Below are 17,873 nucleotides of genomic sequence, written 5' to 3' on the forward strand. Positions count from 1 at the left end.
GTCAGATCAAATCTTGCGATCGGCAATCCGAATCTGCCGCGCCCGCGTGAGAATCGCATCTTCCACCGCGCGCGCCGTGCTTTCCGGCACCGCCCGTCCGCCACTGGATTGCAACGCCACATTCAAAGACCGCGCGTCGAGCGAAGAATCACGGATGTAAATCGTGGCGCGGTAAGAGCGTCCACCACCAGGAGGGGTGCCATAGCCAGTAGAGATCACGCCGCTAAACGGGTCCACCGTCTGAATCGGCAAGAAGTCCAGAACTTCCATTGAGGCCGCCCAAAGGTATTTGTTCACCCGAACGGTCTCATCTGAGTTGTCCGGACCAAAGATGTCCCAGATGGTCTCACGTTCCTGACTGTATTCGGTGGTGCGGCCGTCGGCCAAAAGGCCAGTGGGGTTTTTGTCCCGGTTGCCACAGGCGCTGAGAGACAGCGCAGCAACAAGAGCGGCCAGCAGGACGGGGCGACGGGTAAGTTCCATAAAACTGCCTCAAGACGTGGTTTGTACCCGTCCTAGCCAACCCCCGCGCGTTGGGCAAGAGTCTTACGCCTTATATAAGGGCACGCCTCACGCAGCAGCGAAATCGCCCAAGCCTGCGTATTGGTTAATGTATCGGCGGTTTTTTGCTTGGGAAAATGGACTGTGACATGTCTGCACCACGTCTGGTCATCTTCTCTTAAACCTTCGCGCGGTGCTTGCCAAAACACCCTGAAAAGAGCGAGAGACTACGGCATACCCAATCAGGGATTCTCCGGGTTGGGCGCATGAATTGGAAATCCGAGGGAAAAATCATGAAAAAGATTCTCTTCGCTTCTACTGCACTGGTCGCCACCGCGGGCATGGCAGCAGCAGAACTGACCTGGTCCGGCTCCGGCCGCTTGGGTGTTGTATACACTGAAGACGCAGCAAACGACACCGTTCTGGATCACCGCTTCCGTCTGACCGTGAACGGCGTGACCGAAACTGACGGTGGCGTTAAGTTTGAAGGTCGTATTCGTTGGCAAGCTGACGACACCGCAACCAACGGTGGCGGCGCAACCGGCGGCGCAGGCGCAGCTGGCTTCGCGATCTCCACTGGTGGTCTCCGCGTTGACGTTGGTCACGTATCTGACGTGTTCGACTCTGGTGATGTGATCAACTGGGGTGGTTACGGCGTTGGCTACACTGGTTTCCTGGACCAGGCAGCGAACTTCTCTAACTTCGAAAAGCGTGGCTTCGGCAACGGTGCTCGTCAGGTTCAGACCATCAAAGCTCTGTACACTGTATCTGACTTCACAGTGTCCGCTTCCTACACTCTGAACGACACCTCCATCGCAGGTTCCGACGAAGCATGGCAGATCGGTGCTGGCTACAGCTTCGGTGCACACCGCATCGGCGCAATGTACGGTGACAACGCTGACTCCAACCCTCTGGCGGGCAAGCAGTGGGCAATCGGTGCTAACGGTTCCTTCGGTGACTTCGCATACGCGGTTCTGGTTGGTGATAACGACACCACCGATGACACCATGTACGGTCTGTCCGGTTCCTACGCCGTTTCCGCAGCTGGCTCCATCTCCGCATTCGTCTCCGGTGGCGGCGGCTCTGGTGTAGACACTTCCTACGGTATTGGCTACTCCCACTCCCTGGGTGGCGGTGTATCCCTGGCCGCAGGTGTTGGTTCCGGCACCGACGGCAAGACCAAAGCAGACGCAGGCGTGACCTTCAGCTTCTAATAGCTGAGAGACGTCAAGTCTTTGGGGCGGGCTCGCAAGAGCCTGCCCCTTTCTTTTTGTGCAAAACCATGGTTTTTGCAGAGCCGTATCAACAGAAGGCCTGCCCATGTCGCTCTCCGAAATTCAAAGCCGCATCGCCAAAGCTGAAACCGCCGCCGGACGTCCCGCTGGCGACACCAAGCTGATTGCAGTCAGCAAGCGCCAGCCTGATGACGTTGTTGAGGCGGTGCTGAAGCAGGGCCACCGGCTGTTTGGGGAAAACCAGGTGCAGGAAGCTGCGGGCAAATGGCCAACCTTCCGCGAAACCTATCCCGATGCCGAGGTGCACCTGCTGGGGCCGCTGCAAACCAACAAGGCCCGTCAGGCACTGGGTCTGTTCAGCGCCATCCACTCACTTGATCGTCCCAAACTGGCCAAAACCCTGGCTCGCCTCGCGCAGGAAGAAGGCACCTGTCCCGAGCTGTTCGTTCAGGTCAACACCGGCGAAGAAGAGCAGAAATCCGGCGTGCTGCTGGCGGAAGTGGACAGTTTTGTCGCCGACTGCCGTGCGATGGATTTGCCGGTTGTCGGCCTGATGTGCATCCCGCCTGTGGACGAGGAGCCGTCTTTGCATTTTGCGCTGCTCGCCAAACTGGCTGCCCGCAATGGTCTTGCTGGTTTGTCTATGGGCATGAGCGGCGACTATGAGCGCGCCGTGGCGCTTGGCGCCACCCATGTGCGGGTGGGCTCTGCAATCTTTGGCGCACGCGACTACTAGTTAGGTTTCACGATCACTCGCGTGCCCGGCGCTGCTCGGGCCGCGATCCAGTGTAAGTGTTTGCGCTCAAAAGCAATACAGCCTTCGGTTGGAAAACCCGGCCGCCGCCATTGGTGCAGGAAAATGGCCGATCCTTTGCCGGCCTGCGCCTGCGGCCAATTCCAATCGGTCAGCAGGATCACATCATACAGCGGATCTGCCCGCCGCAGTTTCTCATGACTTGGCGCATAAGGCGTACGCACCATCTGGTTGTAGTCCAGATCCTCACTGGCATCCGACCACAGGTCATCTTTGCCTATGGCGGTTGCCCATGGGGCGGGCTGCACAAGTCGGTCGGCGCGATAGAGAAGGCCCGTGATGTGATGCACGCCCACCGGCGTCGCGCCATCGCCCTCGAGTTTGTCCCGCCGAATACCCCCCTTGCCAATGCTGCAGGGGAAATACCGTCCCATAAACCGCACGCCGCGCGGGGTCAGAACCAGATCATGGGGGCTCACAGCATATGTCCCGACTTCTGCGCTTTGGTCGCCAAATATGCTTGGTTGTGCGCGTTCTCTCCCACCTTCAGCGCCACCCGTTCCGCCACAGCCACACCGGCGTTTTCCATCATGGCAATCTTGCGGGGGTTGTTGGTCAGCAAGCGCACAGAGGAGAACCCCATCTCCTGCAGGATCTTTGCGCCAATGCGGAAGTCTCGTTCATCATCCTCAAAGCCCAAACGGTGATTGGCCTCCACCGTGTCAAATCCTTGATCTTGCAGGAAATACGCCCGCATCTTGTTGGCTAGGCCAATGCCGCGGCCTTCCTGGTTGAGGTATAGTAGTACGCCGTTGCCCTCGGCCCCCATATGCCCAAGGGCTGCATGCAATTGCGGACCGCAATCACATTTCAAACTGCCCAGCACATCCCCAGTGAAACAGGCTGAATGCAGCCGCGCCAACACCGGCGCATCTCGGTCCGGGCGACCAATCTCAATCGCGTAGTGCTCCGCTCCGCCGTCTTCTGGCCGAAAAATATGCAACCGCCCGGCCTCGGCTGCCGCCATCGGCAGGCGCGCATGCACCACAGGATGAAGCGGGCTGGTGGCTGCCAAATGTGGGGCCGCCAAAGCGGACGGGATCACCGTCAACCCATGCTCCAATGCAAAATCGCCTGCTGCGCTCAGTTCCACGGTCAACGCCGCGGGCAACAGCTGCGCCGACTTCACCAGCTTCACGGCTGCGCGATGCAACGCCGCATCGCCTGTGCGCGCGGTGGCCAGCGGGCCCTTCATCGGTGTCTTCAGATCATCTTCCGGGCTGACAATGCCCTTGATCCAACGCAGATCTGCCTCCGTAGGCAGCGCCACCCGGGCAATATCGCCGTCATAGGCCCGTGCTTTGAGCGTCTCCGCCCGCCGCGCGGTCAGCGTCAAATCCGGCGCCGCACCCAGCGCCCGCACAGCCGCCAACCGTTCATCTGTGAGCGTTTCTGCCGCGAGCACCAACAAGGGCGTGCCTGCACCGGTCAGCACAATCGGCACACCCATGCGCAAATCTGCCCGCGCGCGGGCCAATCGCTCGATAATGTCAGGGGCAAAACTCATGCGAACCTCTGTCTTCAGCCAATCCCATGTAGCCTCTTCTGCAGCAATATGAAACATTTGGTGGTGCTGAAACACGAGGGCGTGAGCAGATTGCAGCAATTCTTGTTCTGATCGTGAAGCCTCCTCACATGGCTACCAAGCAACGCATTACGGAGAGACGCACATGGCACAGTTGAAAAAGATCCTGCTGGTAGATGACGACGAAGATCTGCGCGAGGCGCTTTCTGAGCAACTTGTGATGACCGAGGATTTTGACGTGTTTGAAGCCGGCAACGGTGCCGAGGCGATGGGCCGCGTCAAAGAAGGTCTTTATGACATCATCATTCTCGATGTGGGTCTGCCGGATACCGATGGCCGTGAGCTCTGCCGTCTGATGCGCAAGCAGGGCGTGAAAAGCCCGATCTTGATGCTGACTGGCCATGACAGCGACGCCGACACGATTCTGGGCCTCGATTCGGGTGCCAACGATTACGTGACCAAGCCCTTTAAGTTTCCCGTCCTGCTTGCGCGGATTCGTGCGCAGCTGCGTCAGCATGAACAGTCCGAGGACGCGGTGTTCCAGCTTGGGCCATACACGTTTAAGCCCTCTATGAAGCTGCTGATCCGCGAGGATGAGAGCAAGGTGCGCCTGACCGAAAAAGAGACAAACATCCTGAAGTTTCTCTATCGCGCCACCGAAGGTGTTGTGGCCCGTGATGTGCTGCTCCACGAGGTCTGGGGGTACAACGCCGGTGTCACCACCCACACGCTGGAGACTCATATTTACCGCCTGCGCCAGAAGATCGAGCCGGATCCCTCAAACGCGCGGCTTCTGATCACAGAGTCCGGTGGCTACCGCCTGGTGGCATAATCTTGCGCATTTCTCCGTGCCGCCCTTTGGAAACGGCGCGGAGATACTAAATATGTTACGTTGATGTGGATCAAAGCAATATCTGAGACACATCATTTACAAGTGACCTAAGAGTTCCCGCCCATGTCCGGGTAATGACATGAACCTCCCTGTTGGACTGGCCCGAGCTCCGGCTCGGGCGCTTTTTTCTCCCCCTTCTCACATTCCCCCAAATGCGCAGGATTTCGCATTGGCACTCTGCCCCCACATGGCTAGGGTCGCGAGGAGAACAAAACGGGAGCGCGCCACATGTCTTTCACCCTTGCCACCTGGAACATCAACTCGGTGCGCCTGCGCGAGCCAATTGTGCTCAAGCTCATGCAAGAGGAGGCGCCGGACGTTCTCTGCCTGCAGGAATGCAAAAGCCCGGTGGACAAAATCCCAACCGAGGCTTTCGCGGAATTGGGCTACACCCACATGGTGGCGCGTGGCCAAAAGGGCTACAACGGCGTAGCCATTTTCTCCAAGATCCCAATGGTCGAAGCGGGCAGCGAAGACTTTGCCGACCTTGGCCACGCGCGCCACATTGCAGGCACGCTGGAAAACGGCGTGACCGTGCACAACTTCTATGTGCCCGCAGGCGGCGACGTGCCGGACCGGGAAAAGAACGAAAAGTTTGGCCAAAAGCTCGACTACCTCGCGGACATGCGCGACTGGTTCCGCAAGGAACAGCTCAAGAAATCGATCATGGTGGGCGATCTGAACATCGCGCCGCGCGAGGATGACGTTTGGGATCACAAGAAACTTCTGAAGGTGGTCAGCCATACGCCCATCGAGGTGGAGAAGCTGGCCGAAACCCAGGACGCTGGCGGCTGGGTCGACATCACTCGTCAAGACATTCCTGAGGGCAACCTCTACAGCTGGTGGTCTTACCGCGCCCGCGATTGGGACGCGGCAGACAAAGGCCGTCGTCTCGATCACATCTGGGCCACTGATGATATCTCCAACGCGGGCCACTCCAGCCGCGTGCTGCGCGATGCCCGTGGATGGGAAAAGCCGTCCGACCACGCGCCGGTCTTTGCGACCTTTGATCTGTAAGACCGCTTATCGCGCCCACGCCGCATAATCGGGGTGGGCGTCCTTCATGTCTTGGTAGAGCCAGACCATACGGTCAACAAACCACAGCTTGCCGCCAATCATCAGGCTGAGCCCAAATAACGTCATGCCAAGATCAAGCTGCCAGAGCCCCCAGATCCACGGCACCATACCAACGCCGGACACCACGCCAAGCGCGATGGCCCATCGCGTATGATGACTGGGGATCGGTACTGTCTTTCGGTTGAGAAATACCCGCTCGCCAAAGGTGCCGTGTGCGGCCCAATTTTCGGTGGAGCTTGGGGGCGCAAAGGCACGAGGGTTCCACCAGGTCCATAAAACCACCAGCGCCACAGGCAGCAACGCACCCCGCCAAGCCAAACGCGGGAATAAATCGCCAACGTCATTAGTGGCAAAATCGACATACGCGAGTACACACTCCACGGATTGGCGTGCCGTGCCCAGGCCGCATCGTCCATCGCCATCATACGTTCAGAGAGTGCAAAGATGTCCCATTTTGAGGGCATATCCGGCCAACTCCTCTCTTGGTTTCTGCTGCGCTCCCCTCCATATAGGGAGCAAGTTCCAGACGGAGAACAAAGATGATGGATATTCTTGGCGGAGGCGCCCCAACCGCGCCCGCAGCAGGCGATTTGATCAAGGACGTGTCTGAGGCCACTTTCATGGCCGAGGTTGTGGATGCCTCCATGACCGTGCCGGTGATTGTGGATTTCTGGGCACCCTGGTGTGGCCCATGCAAAACCCTTGGCCCGGCCCTTGAGGCGGCCGTGACCGCGGCCGGTGGCGCAGTGAAAATGGCCAAGGTCAATGTCGACGAAAACCAGATGATCGCGGGCCAAATGCGCGTGCAATCGATCCCAACCGTCTATGCTTTCTGGCAAGGCCAGCCGGTGGACGGCTTTCAGGGCGCACTGCCCGGCAGCGAGATCGAGGCTTTTGTGGCACGTGTAATTGAAGCCGCAGGCGGCGAGTTGCCGGACGGCGGTCTGGCGGATGCGCTGGCCGCCGCCGAAGAAATGCTGACCGAAGGCGATGCGACTTCTGCGGCAGAGACCTTCGCAGCGATTGCCGAGCAAGACCCGGAAAATGCCGAAGCCTTTGCTGGCTTGGCGCGGTCCTATCTGGCGCTGGAGCAGGTGGATCAGGCTGAGGCTGTGATCAACGGCGTGCCGGAAGCCATCTCCGCCGCTGCCGAAATCGAAGCCGTACGCGCCCAGATCGAACTGGCCCGTCAGGCGGAAAACGCCGGTCCAGTGGCCGAACTGCGCGCCGCCGTGGACGCGGACCCGGACAATCACCAGGCCCGTCTGGATCTGGCACAGGCGCTGCACGGCGCGGATCAGGTCGAGGAAGCGGTGAACGAGCTTCTGGAACTCTTCCGCCGTGATCGCGAATGGAACGACGGCGCCGCCAAAGCGCAGCTTTTCACCATCTTTGAGGCGCTCAAGCCCAATGATCCGGTGGTGCTGAACGGTCGCCGCAAGCTCAGCTCGATGATCTTCGCCTGATCCCGCTTTGCGGATGAAAGAAACCGGAGTAGGCTGGCCGCCATGATCAAAGCCGCTGACCTGCCGGAGACACTGTCTGTGTTTCCCTTGCCCGGGGCGCTGTTGTTGCCCCGGTCGCGCCTGCCGCTACATATTTTTGAGCCGCGTTACCTCGCCATGATGGACGACGCGCTCAAGAATCGCGAGCGTCTGATTGGCATGGTGCAACCCAACGAGGTGCCCGGCCGGGACGACAACGGTCTGCACACCATCGGCTGTGTGGGCCGCATCACCCAGTTTTCTGAAACCGACGACAATCGTTATCTGATCACGCTCACCGGCGTGTCGCGCTTCCGTGTGTTGGAAGAAATCGACGGGTTCACTCCGTACCGTCGCTGCAAGGTGAGCTGGGACGGCTTTGCCCGTGACCTTGGCCCAACGGAGCACGACACCGGTTTTCAGCGCCCGGTCTTTATGGACCTTCTCAAACGCTATTTTGAGCAGCTTGACCTGTCGACTGATTGGGACACACTCAAAGACGCGGATGACGAGCTGCTGATCAACTCCCTGTCGATGCTGCTGGAATTTACCGCGGAGGACAAACAGGCCTTGCTGGAGGCGCCGTCTTTGTCCACACGTCGGGAAACCCTTGTGACCCTATTGGAATTTGCGCTACGTGGCGGCGCTGGAGAGGACTTGATGCAATGAACGCCCAAACACCCCCAGGTCCGGAATTTGACCGTCGTATGTTGGAGGCGCTGATCTGCCCCCAGACTCGCACCCGGCTGGAATATGATGCGGCGCGTCAGGAGTTGGTGTCTAAAGCTGCCAATCTAGCCTTTCCGATCCGTGAAGGCATTCCGGTCATGTTGATTGACGAAGCGCGCGTGCTGGACTGATCCCCAAAAGGGAGGGGGCCAGCCCCCTCTTGGCTGCGCCAAGTCACCCCCGGGATATTTTGAGAATGAGAAAACGCCTTAGCGCATCAGCTTGGGCAATTCGCCGTTTAATCCAGCCGCTTCACGCATAAAGGTCCGGCGCAGACCGGGCATTGCCCCCACCAGTCCCATGCCCACATCGCGCGCGGCGCGCAGCAGGGGATTGTCGTTGGAAAACAGCTTGTTGGTTAGGTCTGTCGCCGCCACCAATGTGGCCGTATCAAACCGCCGCCACTCCTGATACCGCGCCAGCACCAGCTCTGAGGCACAGTCCTCGCCGCGCTGCTGCGCCTCGGTCAGAGTCTGTGCCAGTGCCGCGACATCTCGTAGACCAGCGTTGAGACCCTGCCCGGCGATCGGGTGCATGCCATGGGCCGCGTCGCCCACCAGGGCCACACGTTCCGCGATGAACTCATTGGCCACCGACAGGCTCAAAGGGTAGGTGAAGCGGTTGCCGGTGAGTGTGATCTCGCCCAGAAAATCGCCAAAGCGCGGGCGCAGAACCGCCATGTAGTCTTCATCGGAAAGCGCATGGATCGCGGCGGCGTTTTCATCTGTTTCGGACCAGACAATCGAGCACGTGTTGCCCGGTAGTGGCAGGATCGCCAGCGGACCCGGCGGCATGAAAAACTGATGCGCAACGCCGTTGTGCGGCAATTCATGTTTGATGGCGCAGACCAAAGCCGTTTGGCCATAGCCCCAGCCGGTACGTTTGATCCCCGCGCGCTTGCCCACGCCGGTTTGTCGCCCGTCACAGCCGACAAGCAGCTTGGCGCGATGTGTACGGCCGTCATTGAAGGTCGCGGTGACGCCAGAGGTGTCCACGGCTTGATCCGTGACCGAGGTGCCAGAGATCAATGTGATGCGAGGCTCCGCTTCCATGGCCTCCAGAAAGGCGCGGTAGAGGAACCGATCTTCGAGCATAAAGCCCATTGGGCCTTCTTCGATCTCGGTGTGATCAAAATGCAGGAAAAACGGCGCCGGCCCTTCGCCCGCGCGGCCATCGCTGACTTTGATGTCGCGCATCGGCTCGGAGTGGTCCGCGACTTTGTCCCAGACGCCAATGGCCGTCAACAACCGCTTGGAGGCCAGCGCCAGCGCATAGCCGCGCCCGTCAAAGTTGCTGCCTGCGCGTTCGGGCGCGGGGCGCGCGTCTACCACGGTCACGTCAAAGCCGGCCTGCGCCAGCGCCAGAGCTAGGGCCGGGCCGTTCAGCCCGCCACCGGCAATCAGAATGTCGCTGTCAAATGTCATGGGGCCAATATGGGGCTCTCGCAGGGATTGTCCATGCGCGTTTGCGCCGCTACCGTCGCTCCAACCACAAATTCGGAGAGCAAAATGTTGGATTGGCTGGAGAAAAGCGCAGCGGACCTGGGGCGGGGCATTGAAAGCGGGGCGATTGACCCCGTGGCTCTAACCCAAGCCTTCTTGGGCGCGATTGACGGCCATGACGCGCGGGATCGGATTTATGCCCAAGTGACCGCCGAACGCGCCTTGGCCGAAGCTGAAGCCGCCGCCGAACGCGCCCGCGTGGGGCGGCGCCTGTCGCCCTTGGACGGTGTGCCGATCAGCTGGAAAGATCTGTTTGACACCGCCGGTGTGGCCACGGAGGCCGGGTCTGCTTTGCTCAAAGACCGCGTGCCGACCCGTGACGCTGAAGTCTTGCGCAATGCCACCGCCGCAGGCCTGATCTGTCTGGGCAAAACCCATATGAGCGAGCTGGCGTTTTCCGGCATTGGCCTCAACCCGATCACCGCCACACCGCCCTGCGTGAACGATCCCGGCGCGGTGCCGGGGGGGTCCTCCTCCGGCGCAGCGGCCTCGGTGGCCTTTGGTCTGGCGGCGGCAGGCATTGGCTCTGACACCGGCGGTTCCGTGCGCATACCGGCGGCGTGGAACGATCTGGTGGGCCTCAAAACCACCGCAGGGCGTGTGTCGTGCGACGGCACCGTGCCGCTTTGCCGTAAGTTTGACACCGTGGGTCCGTTGACCCGCACCGTGGAAGATGCGGCGCTGCTCTTGGGCATTCTGGAAGGTAAACCCGTGCCGGACCTGCGCGGCGTGTCGCTCGCAGGCACCCGCATGGCTGTGCTTGAAACCGTGGCGCTGGATCAGGTGCGCGAAGCGCCACTTGCGGGGTTTGAGCGCACTCTTCACCGCCTGCGCGAAGCGGGCGTAGAGCTCGAGTTTCTGAAGGCCGAGGAGATTGCTGAGGCAATGGCGCTCTCCGCGCCGCTGTTTACCGCAGAGGCCTATGGCGAGTGGAGAGAGGTGATCGAGGCTGCGCCGGACAAGATGTTCGCGCAGATTTTGGAACGGTTCCGCTCTGGCGCGGCGTTCAGTGGCCCGGACTATGTGGCCGCCTGGCACAAGCTTGATGCCCATCGCGCCACCTGGAATGCGCGGATTGCGGGCTATGACGCGGTGCTCTTGCCCACAGCACCAATCCTGCCGCCCAACATCGAGCGGTTGATGCATGACCAAGAGTATTATGTGACCGAAAACCTGCTGGCCCTGCGCAACACGCGCATTGGCAACCTGATGGGCTCTGCGGCGATCACCTTGCCAACCGGCGTGCCAAGCTGTGGCCTGATGATGCTGGGGCAGGGCGGCTCGGAAGAGCGTCTCTTGCGGTTGGCGGCGGCGGCAGAACCGCTGTTTGGGCATCCCTGACAGGGGCGAGGGGGCCAGCCCCCTCACTTGCGTCTTGCGCAAGTTCTCCCCCGGGATATTTAGGGACTGTGAAGCCTGAGGCGACAGATCGCTTTGGTATGGAGAGCGATATGCGCAAGTTTGAGATTTTTGTGGTCACCGCGCCGGGGTTGGAAAAGCCTTTGGCGGCAGAGATCGCCGAGGCCGGGTTTAAGAAGCCCAAGATGATGCCCGGCGGCGTACGCTTTCGCGGCAATTGGCAGGATGTCTGGCGCGCCAACCTGGCCCTGCGCGGCGCGGCACGCGTATTGGCGCGGGTCGATAATTTTCAATGTATGCACCTGAAGCAATTGGAGCGGCAGATCAGCGAGATGGCCTGGTCGCAGTATCTGCGCGCCGATGTGCCGGTGAAGGTCGAGGTGGCGACCCAGAAGTCGAAAATCTACCACGCTGGTGCCGCCAAGGAGCGCATTGAAAAAGGTCTGGTCACGGCGCTTGGCGTGCCATTGTCGGCGGAGGCCGAAGTCGTGCTGAAGGTGCGCATCGACAACAATATGGTGACACTGTCGCTGGATACCTCTGGTGAAAGCCTGCACAAACGCGGCCACAAGGCGGCGGTGGCGAAAGCCCCGATGCGGGAAAACATGGCCGAGATGTTCCTGCGTCAGATGGGGTTTGACGGCAGTCAGACGGTCTATGACCCGATGTGTGGCTCTGGCACCTTTGTGATCGAGGCGGCCGAGATCGCCGCTGGGCTTTTGCCGGGACGCTCCCGGCGGTTTGCCTTTGAACAGTTGGCTACTTTTGATGCTGAGGCCTATGAAGCCTTGAAGGCGGTGGCGCCACAGGGGGCGGCAAGCTGTTTCTTTGGCTCCGACAAGGACGCCGGAGCCATCCGCATGGCAACCGAGAACGCAGACCGGGCCGGCGTGGCGGAGCTTTGCAGTTTTGAACAAAAGAGTGCCGGCGACATCACCCCACCGGACGGACCGCCCGGCATTGTGATTGTGAACCCACCCTATGGCGCGCGCATTGGCGACAAAAAGGGGCTGTTTGCCCTGCACGCCAGCTTTGGCAAGGCGCTCTCCGCCCGCTTCTCCGGCTGGCAGGTGGGTATAATCACCACAGACGCCGGGCTGGCGAAAGCCACAGACTTGCCGCTTGAGACCCCATTTGCCACGGTGGCGCATGGTGGATTGAAAGTGCGCCTCTACACTTGTGAGGTGCCTTAACGCAAAAGGTGCGGGATGAGTGACGGGGTGTTTGATGCAAAAGTGGCCGCTACCTATGATGCGGACCATGGTGGCACGGATCCCGCGCACATTGCGCAAACCGTCGATGTTCTCGCAGATCTCGCCGACGGCGGCGGCGCGTTGGAGTTTGCCATCGGCACCGGCCGCATCGCGCTGCCATTGGCGGCCAAAGACGTGCCTGTGAGCGGCAATGAGCTTTCGGCAGCCATGGTCGCCGAGATGCGCAAGAAACCCGGCGGCGCGTATATCCCGGTTGTGATCGGCGACATGTGTGAGGTGCGCTCTGAGGGCACCTTCTCGTTGGTTTTTTGGGTGTTCAACACCATCGACAACCTGACCACGCAAGACGCGCAAGTGGCTTGTTTCCAAAACGCCGCCGCGCATCTCGATCCGGGTGGGCGGTTTGTGATCGAGACACAGTTGCCACCGCTGCAGCGCTTGCCGTTTGGCGAAACCCGCCTGCCGTTTGCCCATGAGCCGGACCACTGGGGCGTCGATGAATTTGACGTCACAACTCAATCCTACAGCTCGCATCACCTCTGGATAAAAGACGGCCAAGCGCAGCACCTCTCGGTGCCCTTCCGCTACGCCTGGCCATCCGAAATGGACCTCATGGCGCGGATAGCTGGCATGACTTTGGAGCATCGGTGGGCGGATTGGGATCGGTCGTTGTTTACCAAGGACAGCACCAAACACGTTTCGGTCTGGCGGAAGTTGTGAGCCAACCGCCCAGAGACCTTTGGAATTGCGCTGCATGCATTGAGCCGCTGGCGGGCGGGCACCGCAATCAAGCTTGGCGCACTCGCGGTTTGGCACAGGAGTTGGTGTTCAAATCCACCACCCGTGGCGAAGTGGCTCTAGAGTGGCTCGGCCCTGTTCAAGACGTGGCGCGGCGCTGTGGGTTTGTGGTGCCGCAGATGCTGCGGAGCGCAAGCGGTCGGTACGTTGACGCGGGCTGGACCTGTGAGACATTTGTTGAGGGGGAGGTCGTCCCACGCGAAGGTCTTGCAGACGTGGCGGTCCTGCTGACTTCCTTTCACGCGCAGACGCAAGGCTGGTTGCAACGGCCTGAGTTCCTTTCCTCAACCGGGTTGCTCTCTCAAGATCGCGGGGGCGATGTCGATCTGGCGCAGATGCCGCCGGAGGTGGTCACGCTATGTCGCGCTGCGTGGCGGGCGGTGGCTGACAGCGTGACCGGCGTTGTGCATGGCGACCTCGCTCCGGGCAATGTGTTGCAGCTACCCGACGGCCGCTTCGCATTGCTGGATTGGGATGAATGCCGGGTGGATCTGCCGCTGTTTGACACTGCGCCACATGCGCCCAAATCGGAGGCCGAGACACGGGCGCATCTCGCGTGGGAGGTGGCCTGTAGCTGGCGACGCGAGCCGGATTATGGCCGCGACTTGGTCCAACACCTGAGCAACACATAGGGCGTTGCGTTAACCCAATTCCGCCGCAAAACGCGCCTCCGCAAAACAGTCGTGATACCGACAAAATACCGACGTGGTTTTGAGGCCAATTTTAGTCCGTTAACGCCTGGTTCGGCTCCCCCGGGGTCAGGATGTGCCGCAAGAGCGCCATCGGGTGTTTGCGCAGGGTCAGACGCATCGCCACATAGTCCTCCACCACCTGCTCGCCCATCGACATCTCCGGCAGGATCGCCGCAGGCTCCAGAATGCCTTCGCCGTCCATATCCCCTGCAAACAAAGGCAATGGCTTGTCCGATTTGATCGCTTTGGCCTCCCACAACGCCTCCCGCCGCTTGAGCCCCAAGGAGGCAAAGGCATCCGCCTCCGCCAGCCGCGTCAGCACGTGCGGATCAATGCCCGCGCGGCGCCAGACATCCTCCACGGTTTGATACCCATTCCCCCGCGCCGCCGTGATCCAGCTGGCGTCCTCCTCCCGCAGCCGCCGCACCTGCCGGAAGCCCAAGCGCAGCGCCAATCCGCCGCGTCCGTCCGGCTCCATGACATTGTCCCAAAAGCTCTCGTTGATATCCACGGGGCGGACCTCAACGCCATGCTCGCGCGCGTCCCTAACGATTTGAGCTGGCGCATAAAATCCCATCGGCTGGCTGTTTAAGAGCGCGCAGGCAAAGATGCCGGGGTGGTGGCATTTGATCCAGGCCGAGGCATAAACCAAAAGCGCGAAAGAGGCCGCGTGGCTCTCGGGAAAACCATAAGAGCCAAAGCCCTCAATCTGCGAAAAACAGCGTGCGGCGAAGTCTTCCTCATAGCCGTTTTTCTTCATCCCGCGCATGAAACGCTCGCGGAATTCGCTGACATTGCCGTGCTTTTTGAAGGTCGCCAAAGAGCGCCGGAGCCGGTCGGCTTCTTCCGGTGTGAACCCGGCGCCAATGATGGCAATCTGCATCGCCTGTTCCTGAAACAACGGCACGCCCAAGGTCTTGCCCAGCACCTCGCCCAACGCGTCAGAAGGGAAGGTCACACTTTCCTCGCCATTGCGGCGCCGGATGTAGGGATGCACCATGTCGCCCTGAATGGGGCCGGGGCGGATGATGGCCACTTCGATCACCAGATCATAGAAATTGCGCGGTTTCATACGCGGCAGAAAATTCATCTGCGCCCGGCTTTCGACCTGAAATACCCCAATGCTGTCCGCCTTACACAGCATGTCATAAACCGCTGAATCCTCTGGTGGAATCGTCGACAGTGCCAAGTCCATGCCATGGTGACGCCTGAGCATGTCAAAGCCTTTGCGGATGCAGGTCAACATGCCAAGGCTCAGCACATCGACCTTCAAAATCCCAAGGCTCTCAATGTCATCCTTGTCCCAGCAAATGACCGTGCGGTCCTCCATGCTGGCGTTCTCAATTGGCACCAATTCATCCAGCCGCCCCTCGGTCATGATGAAGCCGCCCACATGCTGCGAAAGGTGACGCGGGAAGCCGATGATCTCCTGCACCAGCGCCATGGTCTGCGCCAACCTCCGGTCATTTGGGTCGAGGCCAATCTCGCGCATCCGCGCATCCTGCACCGCATCGGTGGAGAAGAACCCCCAAAGCTGCGACGACAGTGCAGAGATGGTGTCTTCCGTCAGCCCCATGGCCCGCCCGACCTCCCGGATCGCGCGTTTGCCGCGGTAATGCACCACGGTGGCACAGAGCCCTGCGCGGTGGCGTCCATAGCGTTCATAGATGTGCTGGATCACCTCTTCGCGGCGCTCATGTTCAAAGTCGACATCAATGTCAGGCGGCTCATCGCGGGCCTCGCTGACAAAGCGCTCAAACACCATGGTGCCAATTTCGGGCGACACAGACGTCACCCCAAGACAGAAACAAACCACTGAATTCGCGGCACTTCCCCGCCCTTGGCAGAGGATGTCTCGCGATCGGGCAAAATGCACCACATCGCGCACGGTCAGGAAATAAGGTTCGTATTTGAGCTTGCCGATCAGGGCGAGCTCATGCTCCAGCATGTCACGCACTTTGTCTGGCGCGCCATGTGGGTAGCGCCAGCGCAGGCCTTCGTAAGCCAGCCGATGCAGCCGGTCTGTGGGCGTTTCGCCTTGGGTCACCTCACTGGGGTATTCATAGCGCAGCTCATCCAGCGAGAAAGTACAGCGCTGCATCAGCCAGTCTGTGCGCTCTAATGCCGCCTCATGTCCCGCAAATAGGCGGCCCATTTCCTCCGCACTGCGCAACCGCCGTTCGCCATTGGTCTGCGCCTCTGCGCCGAGGCTATCGACGCGACAGCCCTGCCGAACGGCGGTCACCACATCGGCCAAGCGCCGCCGTCCCCCGTGATGCATCACCGGCAGCGTGGTGGCCACCAGTGGCAGGCCCAGCTGTGCAGCATGCTGTGCGCGGGTGGCAAAGCGGGTGGCATCCTCGCCGTCATATCCTGGCGCCAACGCCAGTTGCAGCCGCCCGGCAAAGCGGCGCGTCAGCTGTGGCACCAGTTTGGCCCAGTCACACGCGCCGTGCGGTTTGCGGTGCGTGTGCGGATAGGGGTGCAGGATCAGCTGCAATCCGGTGCCAAACTCCAGAAGATCGCCCAGATGTAGGATACAGCTGCCTTTTTCGGCCCGCAGCCGCCCTTTGGACAGCAGGCGACACAGGCTCGCCCAGCCCTGACGGTTTTCCGGTAGCGCCGTGATGGGCGGCGCATCGCTGAACTCCAGCCGGGTGGCAGGCATCAGGCGTGGGGTGGCATAGATCGGCGCGCTGGGCGGGGGGGCAATGTGCTCGGGGCAGGGGGGGCCAATCAGCCCTGTTGCATGATCAAAGTTGCGCCGTTCTCGCACTTTACGGGCAATTTCACGCGCTTCGGTATGACTGCGTACAATGCCCGCCACGCTGTTCACATCGGCAATGGCAATGGCGTCCAACCCAGCCATAGCGGCACGCCGCATATACTCCTCCGGATGGGATGCTCCGGTGAGAAACGTGAAGTTCGACGTGATGCAAAGCTCGGCAACCATGAGAATCACTATTATATTCACGCTTTGTTCTTTTTGGGAGTCTGCGAAAAAATCTGCATGCGTGAAAAAATGTTTTGAAATTTCACGAAACTGGTGCAGCGTGAAATTCGAGGGAAAAATTTCACGACCGGGATTCGCGCCATATGCTGCATAATGTGCCACAAGATGTGCAAACGCTGGGGGCGGATCTGCGCGCCCTGCGCAAGGCACGCGGCCTGACCCTGACCGAGATGGCAGAGGCGTTGGACCGCTCTGTCGGCTGGCTCAGTCAGGTGGAACGCGACAAATCCGAACCCACCATTTCCGACTTGCGCCAAATCGCCAAAGTGCTTGGCGTGCCGATGTCGATGCTGTTTGGTCAGTCTTCTGCCCCGGCACATGAGCAGGGCTACGTTGTGCGCTCTGGTGCCCGCCGTCCCATGGGGGGCAGCGAGGAAGGTCTGATCGAAGAGCTGCTCTCCCCCGATCTGACCGACGATTTTGAAATGGTACACTCCACCTTTGCGCCGCACTCTTCCATGCAAGAGCCGACCATGCGCCCAACGCAAGAGGTTGGCTATGTCATCTCTGGCCGGTTAGAGCTGCGCATAGGGGACCAGAGTTTCTCTGTTGGGCCGGGTGACAGCTTCCGCATTCGTGGGGAGGAATACCACTGGGCCAATCCCCATGACGAAGCTTGCGTGGCGATCTGGGTGATCGCGCCACCCGTGTACTAAGGACAATACGATGCTGAAGGGATCCTGCCTCTGTGGCGACATCACATTCGAAACCAAAGCGGCACCACAAGGCGCTTCCATGTGCCATTGCAGCCAATGCCGCAAACAATCGGGCGGCATCTGGTCGTCGGCCTATGTCGCAGAGACTGATCTCACCATCACCGGCGAGGTGCTCTGGTACGAGGCCAGCGCAAGCACCAAGCGTGGCAGCTGCCCGCGCTGTGGGTCGTTCCTGTTCTGGAAAGCTCATGATGAGGACACAACCAGCTTTGCCCTTGGCGCCGTGGATGGCCCAACCGGTCTGGAACTGACCAAACACATCTTTGTCCGCGACAAAGGCGATTACTACGCAATCGCTGATGACGTGCCACAACGAGACTGA

At 60.4% G+C, this 17,873-nt stretch carries 18 protein-coding genes and 1 pseudogene; 13 read left to right on the plus strand and 6 right to left on the minus strand.

Translation table 11 applies throughout. The features are described from left to right. Positions 1 to 6 precede the first annotated feature (6 nt). The gene (locus tag MK208_RS08895) at positions 7 to 483 is read right to left on the minus strand and encodes a DUF3576 domain-containing protein (RefSeq protein WP_294116017.1); all 477 of its coding nucleotides are present in this window, start codon (positions 481 to 483) and stop codon (positions 7 to 9) included. A 311-nt stretch (positions 484 to 794) separates the two neighbouring features. On the opposite strand from MK208_RS08895, the gene MK208_RS08900 reads away from it, so the two are divergent. Then, entirely contained in the window at positions 795 to 1,715 is a 921-nt protein-coding gene (locus MK208_RS08900; protein ID WP_294116019.1) for a porin, read from the plus strand. A gap of 106 nt (positions 1,716 to 1,821) precedes the next feature. Further along, positions 1,822 to 2,472, plus strand: a complete 651-nt coding sequence (locus MK208_RS08905; protein ID WP_294116021.1) for a YggS family pyridoxal phosphate-dependent enzyme — start codon at positions 1,822 to 1,824, stop codon at positions 2,470 to 2,472. Here the strand turns inward: MK208_RS08905 and MK208_RS08910 are convergent. Further along, complete coding sequence (locus MK208_RS08910; protein WP_294116023.1) at positions 2,469 to 2,969, minus strand: L,D-transpeptidase family protein; 501 nt, start codon at positions 2,967 to 2,969, stop codon at positions 2,469 to 2,471. The genes MK208_RS08905 and MK208_RS08910 overlap by 4 nt on opposite strands. Then, a complete protein-coding gene (gene ribA / locus MK208_RS08915) occupies positions 2,966 to 4,057 on the minus strand; it encodes a GTP cyclohydrolase II (RefSeq protein WP_294116026.1) in 1,092 nt (363 codons plus the stop codon). Before ribA ends, MK208_RS08910 begins: the two co-directional genes overlap by 4 nt. 163 nt (positions 4,058 to 4,220) lie before the next feature. Between ribA and MK208_RS08920 the strand changes: the two genes are divergently transcribed. Beyond that, positions 4,221 to 4,907, plus strand: coding sequence for a response regulator transcription factor (locus tag MK208_RS08920; RefSeq protein ID WP_294116027.1), 687 nt, complete (start codon positions 4,221 to 4,223; stop codon positions 4,905 to 4,907). Positions 4,908 to 5,195: 288 nt separating this feature from the next. Beyond that, positions 5,196 to 5,984 (plus strand): exodeoxyribonuclease III, encoded by a 789-nt coding sequence (gene xth, locus MK208_RS08925; RefSeq protein ID WP_294116029.1) that lies wholly within the window; start codon positions 5,196 to 5,198, stop codon positions 5,982 to 5,984. A 6-nt stretch (positions 5,985 to 5,990) separates the two neighbouring features. Here the strand turns inward: xth and MK208_RS08930 are convergent. Beyond that, positions 5,991 to 6,508 (minus strand): annotated as a pseudogene (locus MK208_RS08930) (DUF6653 family protein). A gap of 75 nt (positions 6,509 to 6,583) precedes the next feature. Here MK208_RS08930 and MK208_RS08935 point away from each other — a divergent pair. The 3 genes from MK208_RS08935 to MK208_RS08945 are packed head-to-tail and all read left to right on the plus strand — an operon-like array spanning position 6,584 to position 8,388. Further along, positions 6,584 to 7,510, plus strand: a complete 927-nt coding sequence (locus MK208_RS08935) for a co-chaperone YbbN (RefSeq protein WP_294116033.1) — start codon at positions 6,584 to 6,586, stop codon at positions 7,508 to 7,510. Between the two features lie 42 nt (positions 7,511 to 7,552). Continuing rightward, positions 7,553 to 8,197, plus strand: coding sequence for an LON peptidase substrate-binding domain-containing protein (locus MK208_RS08940; protein ID WP_294116035.1), 645 nt, complete (start codon positions 7,553 to 7,555; stop codon positions 8,195 to 8,197). Next, positions 8,194 to 8,388 carry a Trm112 family protein gene (locus MK208_RS08945; protein WP_294116037.1) on the plus strand — a complete coding sequence of 65 codons (195 nt, stop codon included), beginning with the start codon at positions 8,194 to 8,196 and terminating at the stop codon, positions 8,386 to 8,388. The genes MK208_RS08940 and MK208_RS08945 overlap by 4 nt, the downstream gene beginning before the upstream one ends. Positions 8,389 to 8,466: 78 nt before the next feature. Here MK208_RS08945 and MK208_RS08950 read toward each other — a convergent pair whose 3' ends face one another. Beyond that, positions 8,467 to 9,681 carry an FAD-dependent monooxygenase gene (locus MK208_RS08950; RefSeq protein WP_294116039.1) on the minus strand — a complete coding sequence of 405 codons (1,215 nt, stop codon included), beginning with the start codon at positions 9,679 to 9,681 and terminating at the stop codon, positions 8,467 to 8,469. Positions 9,682 to 9,765: 84 nt separating this feature from the next. Between MK208_RS08950 and MK208_RS08955 the strand changes: the two genes are divergently transcribed. From MK208_RS08955 to MK208_RS08970, 4 genes are all read left to right on the plus strand, one after another. Beyond that, positions 9,766 to 11,100 (plus strand): amidase family protein, encoded by a 1,335-nt coding sequence (locus MK208_RS08955; protein WP_294116041.1) that lies wholly within the window; start codon positions 9,766 to 9,768, stop codon positions 11,098 to 11,100. Positions 11,101 to 11,198: 98 nt separating this feature from the next. Then, the gene (locus tag MK208_RS08960) at positions 11,199 to 12,311 is read left to right on the plus strand and encodes a class I SAM-dependent RNA methyltransferase (RefSeq protein WP_294116258.1); all 1,113 of its coding nucleotides are present in this window, start codon (positions 11,199 to 11,201) and stop codon (positions 12,309 to 12,311) included. Between the two features lie 15 nt (positions 12,312 to 12,326). Beyond that, positions 12,327 to 13,052, plus strand: coding sequence for a class I SAM-dependent methyltransferase (locus tag MK208_RS08965; RefSeq protein ID WP_294116043.1), 726 nt, complete (start codon positions 12,327 to 12,329; stop codon positions 13,050 to 13,052). Next, positions 13,049 to 13,762, plus strand: coding sequence for a phosphotransferase (locus tag MK208_RS08970; RefSeq protein ID WP_294116044.1), 714 nt, complete (start codon positions 13,049 to 13,051; stop codon positions 13,760 to 13,762). The genes MK208_RS08965 and MK208_RS08970 overlap by 4 nt, the downstream gene beginning before the upstream one ends. Before the next feature lie 91 nt (positions 13,763 to 13,853). Here the strand turns inward: MK208_RS08970 and MK208_RS08975 are convergent, their stop codons facing one another. After that, entirely contained in the window at positions 13,854 to 16,775 is a 2,922-nt protein-coding gene (locus MK208_RS08975; protein ID WP_294116260.1) for an error-prone DNA polymerase, read from the minus strand. Positions 16,776 to 16,918: 143 nt separating this feature from the next. Between MK208_RS08975 and MK208_RS08980 the strand changes: the two genes are divergently transcribed. Both MK208_RS08980 and MK208_RS08985 read left to right on the plus strand, forming a co-directional pair. Then, complete coding sequence (locus MK208_RS08980; RefSeq protein WP_294116045.1) at positions 16,919 to 17,491, plus strand: XRE family transcriptional regulator; 573 nt, start codon at positions 16,919 to 16,921, stop codon at positions 17,489 to 17,491. Between the two features lie 10 nt (positions 17,492 to 17,501). Beyond that, positions 17,502 to 17,873: a GFA family protein gene (locus MK208_RS08985; protein WP_294116046.1), complete on the plus strand. Its 372-nt coding sequence runs from the start codon at positions 17,502 to 17,504 to the stop codon at positions 17,871 to 17,873.

Origin of the sequence: Shimia sp., from assembly GCF_022448905.1 — a bacterium.
Classification (GTDB): Bacteria; Pseudomonadota; Alphaproteobacteria; order Rhodobacterales; family Rhodobacteraceae; genus Shimia.

Bases quoted from the DNA above. Each gene is read 5' to 3' on its own strand.
- MK208_RS08895 (WP_294116017.1), bottom strand. From the start codon at position 483: ATGGAACTTACCCGTCGCCCCGTCCTGCTGGCCGCTCTTGTTGCTGCG.
- MK208_RS08900 (WP_294116019.1), top strand. From the start codon at position 795: ATGAAAAAGATTCTCTTCGCTTCTACTGCACTGGTCGCCACCGCGGGC.
- MK208_RS08905 (WP_294116021.1), top strand. From the start codon at position 1,822: ATGTCGCTCTCCGAAATTCAAAGCCGCATCGCCAAAGCTGAAACCGCC.
- ribA (WP_294116026.1), bottom strand. From the start codon at position 4,057: ATGAGTTTTGCCCCTGACATTATCGAGCGATTGGCCCGCGCGCGGGCA.
- MK208_RS08920 (WP_294116027.1), top strand. From the start codon at position 4,221: ATGGCACAGTTGAAAAAGATCCTGCTGGTAGATGACGACGAAGATCTG.
- xth (WP_294116029.1), top strand. From the start codon at position 5,196: ATGTCTTTCACCCTTGCCACCTGGAACATCAACTCGGTGCGCCTGCGC.
- MK208_RS08935 (WP_294116033.1), top strand. From the start codon at position 6,584: ATGATGGATATTCTTGGCGGAGGCGCCCCAACCGCGCCCGCAGCAGGC.
- MK208_RS08940 (WP_294116035.1), top strand. From the start codon at position 7,553: ATGATCAAAGCCGCTGACCTGCCGGAGACACTGTCTGTGTTTCCCTTG.
- MK208_RS08945 (WP_294116037.1), top strand. From the start codon at position 8,194: ATGAACGCCCAAACACCCCCAGGTCCGGAATTTGACCGTCGTATGTTG.
- MK208_RS08950 (WP_294116039.1), bottom strand. From the start codon at position 9,681: ATGACATTTGACAGCGACATTCTGATTGCCGGTGGCGGGCTGAACGGC.
- MK208_RS08955 (WP_294116041.1), top strand. From the start codon at position 9,766: ATGTTGGATTGGCTGGAGAAAAGCGCAGCGGACCTGGGGCGGGGCATT.
- MK208_RS08960 (WP_294116258.1), top strand. From the start codon at position 11,199: ATGGAGAGCGATATGCGCAAGTTTGAGATTTTTGTGGTCACCGCGCCG.
- MK208_RS08965 (WP_294116043.1), top strand. From the start codon at position 12,327: ATGAGTGACGGGGTGTTTGATGCAAAAGTGGCCGCTACCTATGATGCG.
- MK208_RS08975 (WP_294116260.1), bottom strand. From the start codon at position 16,775: ATGGTTGCCGAGCTTTGCATCACGTCGAACTTCACGTTTCTCACCGGA.
- MK208_RS08980 (WP_294116045.1), top strand. From the start codon at position 16,919: ATGCTGCATAATGTGCCACAAGATGTGCAAACGCTGGGGGCGGATCTG.
- MK208_RS08985 (WP_294116046.1), top strand. From the start codon at position 17,502: ATGCTGAAGGGATCCTGCCTCTGTGGCGACATCACATTCGAAACCAAA.